Here is a 15,281-nt window from a genome sequence, read left to right as displayed (position 1 = left end):
AGGCTGTGCCTTTCGACTATACGGATGCCACAGATATGCTTCACCCCTGAACAAATCAAATAACAACCAAAGCACCAGTGCAAAGCCTAACCAATAACTCCAAGGAAAACCGAACAACATATTACCTCCAACATTTATCGAAAATCTCGCTGTTAAAAATATGAAGTGATGGCGCCAGCGCAGCTTCCACTCAACTCCAAGATTCTTTTAACTTAGATTTATTGTCAATCTGACAATTTAAACTATACTCTTAACGGCGGTTAATTGTCAACATGACAATTAAAACGCAGGTTGTTATAGTATGCAAAATCACGAAAAAGGTAATAATCATGCCTAGACCTAGTATGGCCGCTCAGCGTCAAGAAGAGATCTTAGATGCACTTGAAGCGTGTATCTTAAAGTATGGTATCCAAGCCACTTCACTCGAAAATATTGCCGAAACAGCAGGTGTCAAACGCACCATTTTACGTCATTACATTGGTAACCGAGACGATATTATTTGCGCCCTGAGCAGCAGGCTTAGAGCCAAATACACTCAGCAATGGCAGCAGTTACTTCCTTGGTTACCAAGCAAAAGTAAAGCCGAATCTATGATAGACGCACTATTTACAGTAGGTTCAAAGGAACAAGTCAATGCCACAATTGTTGGCGAAGCTATTTTCTCTGAAGCTAAACGACTCCCCTCAATTAAAGCTGACCAAGAGCAAATAATGTCAGAGTTTATTGAGAACGTGAGTACTATTTTAAAATCCCAATATACCGAAGCTTGCGATGAGAGAATTGAGCTTGTAGCCCATGGCATTTATGCTAACTACTTATTATCTGAGTCATTTCTGCCACTCACATTCGTGGACCAAGTACATAAACTTAAATCTAGCACCAAACTTTTATGCACCACCTTAGAGTAAAATCAACTTAAAAAGTAAATTTTCAATTTGACAATTTAAAGAGCAAAATTTAAGCTAGAATTAAATCATTGCCATATTTAGGACAAGATATGAAACTAGCAGGCTCAATATTATTATCTAGCGCCATTGTATTTACAGTTTGGGGAGTTGCTTTGTTGCAGCCAACTCCTGCACGCGCTATCAGTGTTACTACGCCCGCAAAAGCCAGCGAGCAACCGAAATCAACCACTGACAAAGTCAGGGCTAAGCCACAGAGTAAAACCAATCAAAATGATACTAAGCAATTAGAAACGCTTATGATTGAAGGCAATACAGCTACGCTAGCTACTGCCCAAGTGGAACAACTTTGGCGCGAGTTAAGCAACAATAAACGCCTTAATCAAAAGTTGCTTCGAAACCCTTCTGCCATCTACGTCTATTATCGGGATTTTTCGGCCAACTATGACAGCGCCACAATCACGGTTGGATACTCTAGCACTGACTTGTCACAGGCCAAGACCGCTACAACAATTGCTTCCGCGACATATGACAGCTTATTGGAAAAGAAAAAATATACCCCTTCACAACTCTCGAGCGCTTGGCAAGAGATAGATTATCGACGCAACCTAGAGCGCGTAATCGAGATCCATTACTTATCAGAAAACAGCGAAGTGCTCGCAACTGAAGTATTAGTGAAGTATAAGGAGCTGTAACATGGACATTCTTATCATGCCCTTTTCTGTAGATGATATCTGGTGGCTCGAAGCTTTTATCGATGATTGGTTCTTTGTCATTGCACTTGCCCTGTTTTTTATCGAGTTACTAAGATATGCCTTTAAAAAACAGATCACTAAAAACCTATTAGGTGATAGCATCACAAACTTTGTGACTCTGGGGTTGTTTATGCTGTTGGTAAGTTTCGTCGCACTTGCCTACATCGCCGTCTTCTTTTTTGTCTACGACAACTTTAAGTTAGTTGAACTTCCACCGACGCTTTGGACAATCGGGTGTTGCATAATTTTGGCAGATCTTGCCTATTATTGGGAGCATCGCTTTTTACACAAAAATGGCTTTGCGTGGGCAACACATACGGTGCACCATAGCTCACCGCATTTTAATATTTCAGTCGCGTATCGCCACGGCCCATTAGACTGGCTCTTCCCTCTGTTTTTTTACTTACCATTAGCGCTGTTAGGGTTTCATCCATTTATTATTCTGCTAGCCGAAGTGATAGTGCAGGTTTACCAAACACTTTTACATACCGAGACTGTTAAAAAGCTACCTCGACCAATCGAAGCGATTTTTAACACACCATCACATCATAGAGTGCATCATGCGAGAAATACCCAGTACCTAGATAAAAACTACGCGGGCATTTTTATCATTTGGGACAGGCTTTTCGGCACCTTTGCCAAAGAAGACGAAAAAGTTAAGTATGGTGTCTACCCACAATTAAACAGTGTTAACCCAATAAAGGTTTTCTTTAGTGGCTACGTAAAGTTAGCACAACAAATTGGCATGATTTCTAATTGGTCAGATAAATTTAGGCTGCTTTACAAGCCGCCAATATGGGCTTGGCAACAAACTCAACAGAAGAAAAACACCAAATCTGGTTAGGCCATTATCACCAACAAGCCAGTATCGTCTCGATTGGTTCTGGCTTTTATTGACTAATAAACTTACTGGCACTATTTAAATTGTAATCATCAGCAAGCACTGATTAATAGCCCTAAAATAGGTACTCACAATAAGTGTCCATTCTTATTGCATGTAATCTGCTGCGACATCCTTTAATTTATCAACAATCAACTTTTGATTGCGATTATCTACAAAAGCGGTTTGATTGGACACGAACACATTGTGCTTCGTATCCATGGCGTAGAGTCGAACCCGTCCGGTGCTCCCCCAAAATGTATTGATAAGGCCTTGGTCTTCATGAGGAAAGGTATTCAATTCACTTGAGCGATAGCGCAAAATATTTGTCGACGACGGTGAAAGCTCAGCTTGCTCGGTATAATCTAGAAGCTGTAGACGGATATCTACGTAGTTATTTCGGCTTATCTGTACACGCATGAGCGCTAGAGGCCTTAATGATGTACTTGCTCGACCCGCATTCGAAGCGACAATTTCTACTTCAAAGTAAGTGTACAACTCCAGTTGTTGAGACTTGAGCTTTTGAAGTTGTGTTTCAATGTTTCGTATATCATCACGCAGGCGCTCATGTCTGATGCTCGATTCTAAGATAACATCGTGAATGTCCTCTTTCACATCATTTAGTAAGAACTTAAGTGCGGCGATATTAATTTCTGGGTCTTCATTTTGGTCAAAAACCATTTGAGAATAATTTCGTGTAATTGCCAATACCTGTTCTTCAAAATAACGGGCTTCAGAATCATCGATGTAATTACTCAAATCCCACTCTTTAAGTTCACTGACTCTAAATTCAATCAATGGATATTGATGATTATTTGGGTCCAAGTACGCTTCAATTCTCTCAATACTTTTTTGCAAATTCGCCTTCGTCACGGCCATATTTTTTAGATCTTGCTTGGCCTTTTCGTAGGCACTAAATACGGTCTTTAGTGTAAACTCTGGGTAATCAATTTTGTCTCCTTGTTGCCCTAATTTATTATATTCATATAGTAATTCTTCAGGGACGTACGGTTCCAATAACGCTAGCTCGTCAGTATCAAGTGGTACCCTGAAACGAGAAGAGTCATTGCGGTTAATAGATGCTATTTCGATTACAACTTCAGGAGTCTCAACAAAATAAATTTGCCACACGGGGATCACAGCAGCAGAAAGAACCCCAGCGATGCCAAGTAAGATACTGCGAACGTTCTGTTTGACTTTCTGAATCAATGAAATGGATTGGCTTTTCTGCAAAGTAGATTCATTATTGTCGCTCATATTGTCACTCCAGCCACGATATAAACAAGTAAGTTAGCGAACCCGATGTGACTCTACTCATCTGTACTTCTGTGATTTTCGGCTAAATAAAGTAAAGTATCGTGCAGAATTACCGGAGGCGATTATACTTAGCGTTACAAGAATTAAAGAGCTAATTGATTGTCGTATCTTCGCTTAAAGTCAGTATTAAAAGCCATTCTAAACAGCAAGTTTTTGCTCTCGTTGAGAGAAGCATTCATCGCCTTAATACCTTATTTTGTTTGCAGTGCATTGGCGATTTTTATTTTAAATAGCGCACTCGCTTTTAATATCATCACCGTAAAGCACCCCCTGTACGAAAATGTATTCAATGCGGCCTCTTTAATATTGGCGCTCTTCCCAGTGATTGTGGCGATCTCAATCGGTTTTTTTATTTGTAAAAATTATGGCCTGAGCGGCATTGTTGGCGCAATGTTAGCCTTGCTATGTTTTTCAGTGCATGGTCAATACATCGTTATCGACCAAGGCGCTTTTTCATTAAACCCCAGTGGAGCCACACCGTACGCGCTTATTATCCCGAGTATCAGCAGCTTACTATTAATTTTTTTGGTAAAGATACAGCCCAATCTCGCTAGTTACTTTCACCAAGTTAGCCGATTTCTAAGTGAAAAATTGCTCATTATCCTGCCCTTCTTTATCGCTTTTTTCAGCTTTTATGCATTCATGCCCCTACTCAACTTAATTGGCAATGAAATCGCCGTATTACTGACACCAAATCCTGATGAGCTATCCATCGCTCAATTAACTTTTCAGAGAATGGTTGCCATTCATGCTTTATGGTTTGTCGGTATCCATGGAGACAACACCTATAACATGCTGTTTGATGTGCAGTATTTAACTCAACCAATATTGGCTGATCTACCAGCTAAAACTTTTTATGATACATTCGTTTTGATGGGCGGCACAGGCTGTTTCGCGGGGCTTATAATTGCGGCATTTTTCTTAAAGCGCGGTAGCCATGAACAAAACATCGTCAAGTTGTCCTTGCCATTCACTGTCTTCAATTTTTGCGAAATCATCCTATTTGCGTTACCAATATTTTTGAACCCCGTCATGCTACTTCCTTTTTTGCTTGCTCCTATGGTGAATTTTATTATTTCATACATCGTTATTAGCGCAGACTGGGTTGCTGTGTCTGATGTACATATAAGCTGGATGCTCCCTACGCTTTTTAGTGGTTATCAAGTATCGAATGGCTTTTCAGGTGTTATATTGCAATGTTGCTTAATATTGCTAAACGCACTTATCTATTACCCTTTTTTGAAAAAGCAAAGTGAGCAGTTTCAGTTTATCAATGCGGTCAGTAAACTCAGCGATTCATTAAACATTGCAGAGCAACTAAGGCAATCTAGCGAAAAAGACTTTTTATCTCATAGACAGGATATCGAAAAATCCAACAAAGCGTTACAACATGCATTGTTAGAGATCAGTAGTGGTAAACTACTGCTCTTTTATCAGCCACAAATATGCCAGAAGACAAATGAAATTCGTGGCTTTGAGGCTTTATTGAGATTGCAAAAACCCGACAGCACGATTACAGGCCCTCACTTCCTAGACACCTTAATAAAACATGATAGGACAGATATCATTGATACATGGGTAATAGAACAAGTGCAAAGAGATCTGAATTACTTTGCTAAAAGAAGCTACAGGCCCATTATCAGCATCAATGTAAACCCCAAAGTGCTGTGCGACAATATTCTTATCACCCACATGTGTGAAAACTTTAAGCTCTTTCCTAATCAACTAAAAATTGAAGTGGTCGAGTCTGCTTACCTCAAAGACAAACTTACCGTTATCAGTAATATCGAGAAGTTAAAAAACAACAATATTAAAACCGTAATCGATGACTTTGGCACGGGTTACTCCAGTTTATCCATGTTGGCTGATTTACCCATAGACATTATAAAACTAGATAAGTCCATGCTGGACAAGGCTCAAACCCAAGCTGGCGAAGATTTCTATACTTATGTAGTGGCACTGCTACACAAGATGAACAAACAGTTAGTTGCTGAAGGCGTTGAGACAGAAAAACAACTAAAGTTTGTTCGCGCTCTACAAGTAGAAACAGTACAAGGATGGTATTACCAAAAAGCGCTGCCCAAAGATAAAGTCCTTAGATATGTAAAGGACTTCAATGCCAAGGGCTCACTTTCCTAAAATAGTACATGTGAGAGCTGTGAACAATCACCGTCAGATTCTAAGCTGGCTGATTTAGGCATTTTTATCCATGGTGATTGTGAAAGCACACTATGTTGAGTCTCATAGTACACAAATTCTTAAAGGTGCACAGCCGCAAGACTAAAGCGCAATATTCTTTCGTACTATCGGCGAATAGAATCAATAAAAATAACTGCACTTCATAACGCGAACGTGATCATCACCTGTATCTTGGTAATAAAAATCCTGAGTGTAAGTTTCTCCTCGTACATTAAAACCGTTCGACAATTTTGTTTCCTTCATCGTAAAAGTACATGCCTGTCACCACATAACCTCCAGCACACTCATATCAATCGTTACCATTGCCATTCATAAACACATCGTAAATTTGTGAAGAAGATAACGTCATACTAGGGATATCTTTAGCTTGAAACCCATGTAGACTTCTGTCTTCGTAAGCGTTTAACACGCTCAGAATATGCACTGTCAACCTTCGATTCTGATAAGCACGAACTTCCATCCATTCCCTGTACCGAGCAGAGTATAAAATTGAAAAGCTTGAGTGTTCACCGCACTACTAGGTATGGAAGGCACTATGTATTCTATTGACGTATGTGGTAAAGGCTACGCCAGTGATGAATGGCACCAAATTGCCAGCCATATAATTACCAAGCTTTGCACTTTCATTTTTCTTCCTTAATAAGCTATGTGAAGTTAAAACACAATGCAGCTCAAAGCAGTGAAGAGGTTTATTACAGACTATTACCGTTGCACCAATTAGGCGGATGAGAGTTGTAGATTTATCTTTTTAGCTACCTGGGAGAGTTAGCACTCATCCATGCTTTAATATAAAAATAACAGCCAACATAAAATTTATAATTAAATTTATTAATTTAAAAATCAAGAAAACAAAATACTGACTAAAATTTGTTAAACAAAAGAAAATACAAAATTAAAAGCGCAATTTCGTTCCCACAAATAAAACAGCATTTCCCAAATCAGGGAATATAAACCATAAATAAAAGAAAAGCCACAGAACATCAACCCAAATCAAAATAGAAAAACAAGAAAAAACAAGAAAAAACAAAGCCCAAACTAGAATTGCAAAAAACAAACTAAAAACCAAAGAAAATTATAAATCAATTTATAAACACCAACCACAACCATTGATAAAACAAAAAAACACAAATAATTTAAAAACATAACTTGGCAACTAAAAATAAAAACAAGTTATATAAAACAAAAATTAAATAAGGAAATAATAAAATGAAGAAAACAATGCTTGCTTTGACTACACTTCTTGTCAGTAATTCGGCACTCGCGGCATCAAATAGCTTACCAGCTAATTGTGAATATGGTCGTCACGCTCCATATGATTTAGAGGCTCATCAAGTGCAGGGGGCTGTGAAAAGCGGACTAGAAGTATTCGGCAATCCTTACAACCCTGTAGCATGGGTAGAATTTTTAGAAAACATGTCTGACCTATTGGACAGCTTCGACTATTTGCGAGTTGAAACCCCAAAACACGTTTTGCGAGGCTCAAGCTTTAGAGCAAAAGGGAATTTATTTGATAGGTACGCTTATGTCAACTTCCATAATTCGGAGAAAGGCTATACGGGGCGGGACAAATCTAATTTAGATGCAAATTCATACCACTATATGTCTTTTAATAAGACACATGGTTACGGTCTAGTCTGGATCACACGCGGTGATTTATGCTCCGCAGAGGGGGTATGGGTTCAAAACAAACCAACGGTATCAGACCGTGGCTTAACTGCATCAGGGGGGTTGATCACCGCTAAGGTTAACTACTCTGTAGATAAATATTCAAAAGCAGCTAAAGACTCCAAAACCCCAGTCAAACTAACAATTACCGCTCGCAGCGACGGTTACAACACTCGTAGTTCAAAGACATTTACGACAACACGTACATCAGGTCACTACACACTGCCAATCCCTGCCCACGCGGGTGGTGGCATTTACGATATAAAAGTCACTGTGCATGATGGCAACTATCATCAAACCCTAGATATGGGAAGTACTTGGGTTAAAGGCCCCAGTGTTCCCCCATGTGAAGGCTGTCTCGAATTATAAAAATCCTATTTTGGTATAAATAAAAAATATCATTTCCGCAATCCAAAAGCTCTGTCATATATAAAAGACAGAGCTTTTTTAAAAAACCTTAATATAAATTTATTTAATATTAAAAACATTAAACCAAGGCAAACCACTTAACCTTCATAAAAACCAACCTCGCAACACCTTAATATTATTAACTGAAAAAACCCACAGTTTTATATAATATAGAAACCTTAATTTGCGAGCATCTATTAAAAACATTATTGCAACGTGTGGTTATAGGCACTATAGACCATAAGATTTATCGCTTAGTTAAAACCTTTTATTACCTTAACCTTAAAGGACAGCCTAAATGAACAAGATGTCACAAATCTCCCTACCTTGGGGCAGGTGAATACAAAAAATATAGGTAAGTTGCACATGCCTTTCTAAAGCATAGGTCGTCTAACACAATATGCTTGGCTGACGACCTGAGAATGCTGGCAAGCTTAGGCATTACAGCTAAGCCTAAAACATGTATAGGGACTAGGCTTAAGGATTTAGCAATACTGATCACATCTTAGCTAGCACAGTTTTTTGCATCAATACTGGCCAAGGCTACAGTCATCGGAGCCTGTTAAACTAAAACTTTAGCTTTCTTGCTCAGCGCGCGTGAACCAGTCAATGACCTGCTGCAAGTAAGCATCACCATACTTAGCTGCAAACTCCTTAGTGTGGCGCTCGTTTTCGTCACGTAATGACGCAATCCGAGCGCGAGCATACTCAGGGGTCAGATTGATATTACATTTCACAGTAATAGCGTGCCGCCACTGCTCATAACTTTGAAAATAAAAATTGTTGGTATCTAGCATTATCACCACCTCACTAATGACATGTTAAATTTAATGAAATCTATTTCTCCTTCACCATAGAACGAGTGTTTTTAGAATTAAGCATCGTGCATTTTTTCTAAACAACTATAGAACGAATCTAAGATAAGAAAGTTTAGACACAGTGCAAATAATGGGGTCTCTTCAATTTACTAAGCTAATGTATTTTTGTCTAAAAACCATCTGGGGCTCAATAGTTCTGGTAAGCCTGAACACAACTTCACTTGTCTTGCGTGTAATAAAGTGTAATAGCTCTCATTCCATATTTGGATAAATCTATTGATGTAACGATTTGTTATTTGATCACAATGACAGATAGCAACACAAATTAGGGAGTAGGGAAGAGGTTTACATACTTGATTCTTGAACCCTGAATTCAATGTAAAATTAACTAAAAGGACAATTCCAATGGACAAAAATACACAATTGCTAGTACCTGGTGATTCACCTACCTCATTCAAGCTTAGCCATTTGGACCAACTGGAACAAGGTGATAAGTTTAAAATCAGTGTCTTTGATGAAAACAATAAGCACATTGGTTATGTCAAATTTAACGACAATTCCGAATATAACCATTACGCAACAATTGAAGCAACGGGCGACCAGTTTTCGATCCTCAAAGACCAACGCAGAGAATATTGGAAAGTCGAAAGCGGGGTTTCAAGAGGCTATTGGCTGTCTGCAACACCAAATGCTTGGCTAGTGACCAGTGAATTCTGGTTGGCTAGAGCTTTCTACTTCGAATCTAACGCAATTTGGGAAGACAAAACAGGCAGACCTCTGAGCTGTAAAGGAGAGCCTGCCTTAGGTAAAGATGTTGCAGTATGGAATGCTGGCGGTTTTCGCGCTCTGAATATTCAGTTAGAACCAGTCAAAGAGACACAGCAACAAGCTACAGCAGAGATCGAAGCTTAATTGAAACTATCGCACAGTATGCCTTGGTTAACTCAGTTCCTGATCGTTAACCAAGGTTTTAATCCTAACTCAGTTCAGTCAAAGATAGTCCAGCTGACAACTTTGATTCCAATCTAAACAAATTGCATTGTACGATGTAACCCTAGTGCATCTCCGCTGCCATCAAATACCAATTTATTAAGTAATGCTGTAATCGCAAGGAGGTAATCGTCTTCTGTCTCCGTCAACTTTTGCTTATTTTGTTTTAACTTCTCCCAAATTTTCCCCCGACCTGTGACCTCGTCACCCTTGACGAGAATATAACCAACACTGGCTATCGTATACTTCCATTCTGTTAAGAGCTCGTCTATCGATTTAGGTTTCTTTTCGTCCAGTATAGATTTAGGTTTCTCTTCGTCCAGTATAGATTTTGCAAAGGTGTTATTTGCTTCAATCACTTTAAACATTTCCTCTGCGGCGGAATTTACATTGACGCCTTGTACTGCTTTATTAGTACTTTTATCTACATTGCTACTTAAAATCTTTTTGTAGGCAATTTTTACACCTTCTGCGCCATCTATTATTAGGTTTAAGCTTTGGCTAATGTCTTTTTTGTCCACTTCTTCCTTTTTTAAATACCCAGCTAGTTGGCTCATTCCCATCAATGAAACTATCATATGCTCAAGAGACTTTGACCACCTTTGTAGAGAAGCTTGTGCGTTACTGTTTGTTACCATAGCGGCTTTGATATTCTGCTTCAATTCTCTCTGAGAAACATACGGTAGGCGTTTTAATTGTGAATAGTTATCAACCGAGCTTTTCACATTTTCTAAGATTTCAGACTTAGTATTAATATCAGCCAAAGCATGAACCTTGACGCTCTTAAACTCATCACTCAAAGATAGCTTCAATATTTCAGCTGCATAAAAACCCATAATAGAACGGTTATTTTCTAATAGTCTACTTTCTAGCTTACCAATAGCGGTTTCAAGTCTATACATTACTTTCAGAGGGTCGGCTTTATCCACTTCTATCTTGATATCCAGTAACTCTTTGATCAAAGTAGTAAACAGCCCAGTCCCTTTATAATCATGCTCTTTAGCACTATCAGCACCCTTGTCTACTAAACTATCAGCAATATTTTTCTTATCTTCTGGCGACAACTCCTTTAATTTTTTTGCTGCCTCTTGAGCTAAACTATTAGGGTCAACACCTTCCTTATCAAGCTCTTGAATCATGAAACGAGTAACATCTTCTAACCCCTTAGTGATCACTTTACCAAGTATAATTTTTAGAGCAGATAATAATATATAATGAAGGAAAAACTTACGAAATGTTAGGCTATTTACTTGCTTTTCTGATATTTCAGCGCAATGATTATATCTTTGGTAGCTTTGTACTATTATCGTTCTCAATGCTTGCATAGCATCCTTGCATTGTTGGTTATACAAGGGAATAACATTCAACGCCCCCCAGGTATAATGATTTTTTGCTAGCCACCATCTACACCAAAATACTTTTTCTGCATTATCTAACGATTTCCTCCATTCATCTTCACTACATGCTTTATTCATTCTAAATTTAAACCCATCATTAAATTTATTTATTTCTATTACTTTCATATCAGCATTATCGAATTTAAAAACCTCTTCTAAAACAGGCTTTGCCCTATCCTGAGTTAATTCATTCAAGGCGTGATACACCCACTTAACTTGAAAAACAAAGTCCTCTGGTTTTTTTTTGCACCATACATCACTTTTGCCTATTCTAAGTGATAAATAAAACGTGTCCTTTTCCATAATTGAGCTCCTATTAAAGTTAGATTAATCAATCCATTTCTAATTTCGGTTCATTCCTCTAGAAGCTCAGCGAGCGCTAGGTATTGTTTGAATGTGCCATTAGAACTGTCGCTAACTTTCTCATTCACCATAGCATCACGCTTTGCAGTGCTTTTTTGAACATAGCGACTAGTATCCTTATGCGACGAAATTTCGGACTTGGTAGATACAGTAAGTGGGTTTTGGTTCATGCTGACCTCTATATTTAAAATTTAAATAACAAGCACCTGTTTTTAACTGTTTTTAATTATAGAAAAATACTTTATACCTTTTATCCTTATTAAAAGTCCTCGCCCATTCTTTAATTCCATTTAGGAAAAACTAAAATAAAGTGAGCTTATAAATTAAAAAGATAAGCGCTATAAATCCTTCGCATTAAAAAGAAATAACCAGTTAAAAATAGAGTTCGAATCTTGACAAGAAGTATAATCTGGATTTCTCATTTAATTTAATAGAAGAAAGTGGCTACTTACTCATTGAATATTACTAAAAACCAAAGTAAATATAGGAAAGAAAATTAGTTAGTTGGGAATTAATTTTGTGGACAATAAAAAAGCGCGTATAAAACGCGCTTTTTCTGGTGTTTATTTGTTTATCTTCGCAGATTAAACAACTTTTACCGGTACAGCTTGCTCAGAACCAAACTTAGTCGTTAGCTCTTCTTCAAGCGGAGTGAATGCTGTTAGGTCAATGCCTTCAACCGCAGCTTTATACTCGTCCATAGTTGGGAAACGGCCAAGTACAGTTGAAAGTACAACTAACGGCGTTGAACCAAGTAGAGACTCACCTTTCTTCTCTGATGTATCAGCTACAACACGGCCTTGGAATAGACGCGTTGAAGTTGCGATTACAGTGTCACCAGGCTCTGCCTTTTCTTGGTTACCCATACATAGGTTACACCCAGGGCGCTCTAGATATAGGATGTTTTCGTACTTAGTACGCGCAGCTGTTTTCGGCTTTTCATCGTCAAACTCAAAACCAGCGTACTTAGCTAGAATTTCCCAATCGCCTTCAGCTTTTAGCTCATCAACAATGTTGTATGTTGGTGGCGCAACGACTAGAGGCGCATTAAATTCGATTGAACCGTTTTGCTTTTCAAGGTTGCGAAGCATTTGCGCGATGATCTGCATGTCACCTTTATGAACCATACAAGAACCAACGAAACCTAAATCAACCGGCTTGTCGTTATAGTATGAAACAGGACGAATTACATCGTGCGTGTAACGCTTAGATACATCTTCGTTGTTTACATCAGGGTCCGCAATCATCGGCTCAACGATTTCGTCAAGGTCAACAACCACTTCAGCGTAGTATTTAGCATTGTCATCTGGTGCTAGAGCTGGTTGCTCTCCAGATTTAACGCCTGCAATACGCTCATCAGCAAGGTCGATAAGGCCTTGAAGCGTCTTCGCTTCGTTTTCCATGCCCTTGTTGATCATGATTTGGATGCGGCTCTTAGCCAGTTCAATTGACTTGATAAGCGTTTCGTCGTTTGAAATACAGATTGATGCTTTCGCCTTCATTTCTGCAGTCCAGTCAGTGAAAGTGAACGCTTGGTCAGCCATTAGAGTACCAATGTGAACTTCAATGATACGACCTTGGAACACGTTCTCGCCGCCAAATTGCTTAAGCATTTGTGCTTGAGTTGCGTGTACAACGTCACGGAAGTCCATATGCTCTGCCATTTTACCTTTAAAGGTCACTTTTACAGAGTCAGGGATTGGCATAGCCGATTCACCCGTTGCAAGTGCAAGTGCAACAGTACCTGAGTCAGCACCGAACGCCACGCCTTTAGACATACGAGTATGTGAGTCACCACCGATGATAATAGCACGGTCATCCACAGTAATGTCATTCAGTACCTTGTGGATAACGTCAGTCATTGAGTGGTAAATGCCCTTAGGGTCACGTGCAGTGATAAGGCCAAACTTGTTCATAAATGCCATTAGCTTTGGAATGTTAGCTTGCGCTTTCTTATCCCAAACAGATGCAGTGTGACAACCAGATTGGTATGCGCCATCAACAAGTGGAGAAATCGTTGAAGCAGCCATTGCTTCAAGCTCCTGCGACGTCATAGGACCTGTTGTATCTTGTGAACCTACAATGTTAACTTTAACGCGAACGTTAGAGCCTGCATGTAATGGCGTGTCAGAAGCAACACCAACTGCGTTACGGTTGAAGATTTTCTCAACAGCCGTCAGGCCTTGGCCTTCGTGTGAGATTTCTTTCGAAGGTGCATAAACCGTTGGTGCTTCAACACCTAGTGTTTCTGCCGCTAGCGTTTGAAGCTTCTTACCGAATACGACCGCGTAAGAACCGCCCGCCTTCATGAACTCAACTTTTTGTGGCGTGAATGCAGAAGAAATATCAGCAAGCTCTTCTTCGCCGTTGAATAATTTTTTCGCTTTAGTATCGATAGTAAGCACAGTCCCAGTCGCTACTGAGTATGCTTCTTCTAATACTGGGTCACCATTTTCATCAGTCACTGTATTGCCGTCAGCGTCTACTTTCTTAACCCAGTTTTTAAGGTCAAGACCAATACCACCCGTTACATCAACTGTAGTAAGGAAGATTGGCGCAATACCATTTGTACCTGCAACAACAGGTGCGATGTTGATGAATGGAACGTAAGGGCTTGCTTGAGTACCGGCCCATAATGCTACGTTGTTCACACCAGACATACGTGAAGAACCTACACCCATAGTACCTTTTTCTGCGATAAGCATCACTTTCGCGTTAGGGTGCTTTTCTTTAAGCGCAACGATTTCTTGTTGTGCTTCAGGTGTGATCATACATTGACCGTGAAGTTCACGGTCAGCACGTGAGTGTGCTTGGTGACCTGGAGACAGTAAGTCAGTAGAAATATCACCTTCACCCGCGATGAACGTAACCACTTCGATTTTTTCTGCAACATCAGGAAGCTTCGTGAAGAATTCAGCATTCGCGTAGCTTTCTAGGATATCTTTAGCAACTGCATTACCTGCTTTGAATGCGTCTTGTAGACGAGCAGTATCAGCATCGTATAAGAATACCTGCGTTTTAAGTACATCAGCAGCTTGCTTCGCAACCGCTTCGTCATTGCCAAGTGCAAGATCTAGAAGCACAGCGATTGAAGGACCGCCCTTCATGTGAGAAAGAAGCTCAAATGCGAAGTCAGCAGTGATTTCAGCAACGGTCTCTTCACCTAGGATAATTTCTTTTAGGAATTGTGCTTTAACACCAGCAGCGCTCGTTGTGCCTGGAAGTGTGTTGTAGATGAAGAATTTAAGAGAATCTTCGCGGTGCTCGTGCCCAGAGTCTTTAATTTGGGCAATAATTTCAGATAATAGCTCTGCGCTATCAATTGGTTTTGGATTTAGTCCTTGTTCCGTTTTACGGGTCTGGATTTCATCCAAGTACTCATTATACAAACTCATATAAACCTCGTCAGGCAGTAATACGCATAGAAAAAACAGGGTTATTTTACCCTATTTTAAAGCGCTCGTAATCATTTAACTAAAAAGCACTTTTTAGTTTTTATTTGGGCCGCAAAATACACTAGATTCACTACGTTACGCTAATTTATAAAGTTAATGCGCGGTATAAATAGCATTTATATGATAATA

The 15,281-nt window shown here is 39.3% G+C and carries 12 protein-coding genes; 6 read left to right on the top strand and 6 right to left on the bottom strand.

Annotated features, from left to right (window positions below):
- The first annotated feature begins 329 nt into the window (after nt 1-329).
- The 3 genes from N480_RS23785 to N480_RS23775 all read left to right on the top strand — a co-directional run bounded on the left by N480_RS23785 (nt 330) and on the right by N480_RS23775 (nt 2,504).
- Nucleotides 330-908 carry a TetR/AcrR family transcriptional regulator gene (locus N480_RS23785; protein WP_063374925.1) on the top strand — a complete coding sequence of 193 codons (579 nt, stop codon included), beginning with the start codon at nt 330-332 and terminating at the stop codon, nt 906-908.
- An 89-nt stretch (nt 909-997) separates the two neighbouring features.
- Nucleotides 998-1,600 carry a hypothetical protein gene (locus N480_RS23780; protein WP_063374924.1) on the top strand — a complete coding sequence of 201 codons (603 nt, stop codon included), beginning with the start codon at nt 998-1,000 and terminating at the stop codon, nt 1,598-1,600.
- Between the two features lies 1 nt (nt 1,601).
- A complete protein-coding gene (locus tag N480_RS23775) occupies nt 1,602-2,504 on the top strand; it encodes a sterol desaturase family protein (RefSeq protein ID WP_063374923.1) in 903 nt (300 codons plus the stop codon).
- A 144-nt stretch (nt 2,505-2,648) separates the two neighbouring features.
- Here N480_RS23775 and N480_RS23770 read toward each other — a convergent pair whose 3' ends face one another.
- A complete protein-coding gene (locus tag N480_RS23770; RefSeq protein WP_063374922.1) occupies nt 2,649-3,797 on the bottom strand; it encodes a hypothetical protein in 1,149 nt (382 codons plus the stop codon).
- A gap of 159 nt (nt 3,798-3,956) precedes the next feature.
- On the opposite strand from N480_RS23770, the gene N480_RS23765 reads away from it, so the two are divergent.
- Nucleotides 3,957-5,996, top strand: coding sequence for an EAL domain-containing protein (locus N480_RS23765; RefSeq protein WP_063374921.1), 2,040 nt, complete (start codon nt 3,957-3,959; stop codon nt 5,994-5,996).
- Nucleotides 5,997-6,345: 349 nt separating this feature from the next.
- Here the strand turns inward: N480_RS23765 and N480_RS25540 are convergent, their stop codons facing one another.
- Nucleotides 6,346-6,516 carry a hypothetical protein gene (locus N480_RS25540; protein ID WP_155732947.1) on the bottom strand — a complete coding sequence of 57 codons (171 nt, stop codon included), beginning with the start codon at nt 6,514-6,516 and terminating at the stop codon, nt 6,346-6,348.
- A 746-nt stretch (nt 6,517-7,262) separates the two neighbouring features.
- Here N480_RS25540 and N480_RS23760 point away from each other — a divergent pair.
- Nucleotides 7,263-8,090, top strand: a complete 828-nt coding sequence (locus N480_RS23760) for a hypothetical protein (protein ID WP_063374920.1) — start codon at nt 7,263-7,265, stop codon at nt 8,088-8,090.
- Between the two features lie 614 nt (nt 8,091-8,704).
- Here the strand turns inward: N480_RS23760 and N480_RS23755 are convergent.
- Nucleotides 8,705-8,926 (bottom strand): hypothetical protein, encoded by a 222-nt coding sequence (locus N480_RS23755; protein ID WP_063374919.1) that lies wholly within the window; start codon nt 8,924-8,926, stop codon nt 8,705-8,707.
- A gap of 426 nt (nt 8,927-9,352) precedes the next feature.
- Here N480_RS23755 and N480_RS23750 point away from each other — a divergent pair, with 426 nt between their 5' ends.
- On the top strand, nt 9,353-9,859 hold the full coding sequence (locus N480_RS23750) for a hypothetical protein (protein ID WP_063374918.1): 507 nt from the start codon (nt 9,353-9,355) through the stop codon (nt 9,857-9,859).
- A gap of 113 nt (nt 9,860-9,972) precedes the next feature.
- On the opposite strand, the gene N480_RS23745 is transcribed toward N480_RS23750, so the two are convergent.
- The 3 genes from N480_RS23745 to N480_RS23735 form a co-directional block, all read right to left on the bottom strand.
- Nucleotides 9,973-11,637, bottom strand: coding sequence for a hypothetical protein (locus tag N480_RS23745; protein ID WP_063374917.1), 1,665 nt, complete (start codon nt 11,635-11,637; stop codon nt 9,973-9,975).
- Between the two features lie 50 nt (nt 11,638-11,687).
- A complete protein-coding gene (locus tag N480_RS23740; RefSeq protein ID WP_063374916.1) occupies nt 11,688-11,867 on the bottom strand; it encodes a hypothetical protein in 180 nt (59 codons plus the stop codon).
- 414 nt (nt 11,868-12,281) lie between these two features.
- The gene (locus N480_RS23735; RefSeq protein ID WP_081231984.1) at nt 12,282-15,092 is read right to left on the bottom strand and encodes a bifunctional aconitate hydratase 2/2-methylisocitrate dehydratase; all 2,811 of its coding nucleotides are present in this window, start codon (nt 15,090-15,092) and stop codon (nt 12,282-12,284) included.
- Nucleotides 15,093-15,281: the final 189 nt, after the last annotated feature.

Source organism: Pseudoalteromonas luteoviolacea S2607 (assembly GCF_001625575.1).
Taxonomy (GTDB): domain Bacteria; phylum Pseudomonadota; class Gammaproteobacteria; order Enterobacterales; family Alteromonadaceae; genus Pseudoalteromonas; species Pseudoalteromonas luteoviolacea_E.
This window is presented reverse-complemented; position numbering and strand designations above follow the sequence as displayed.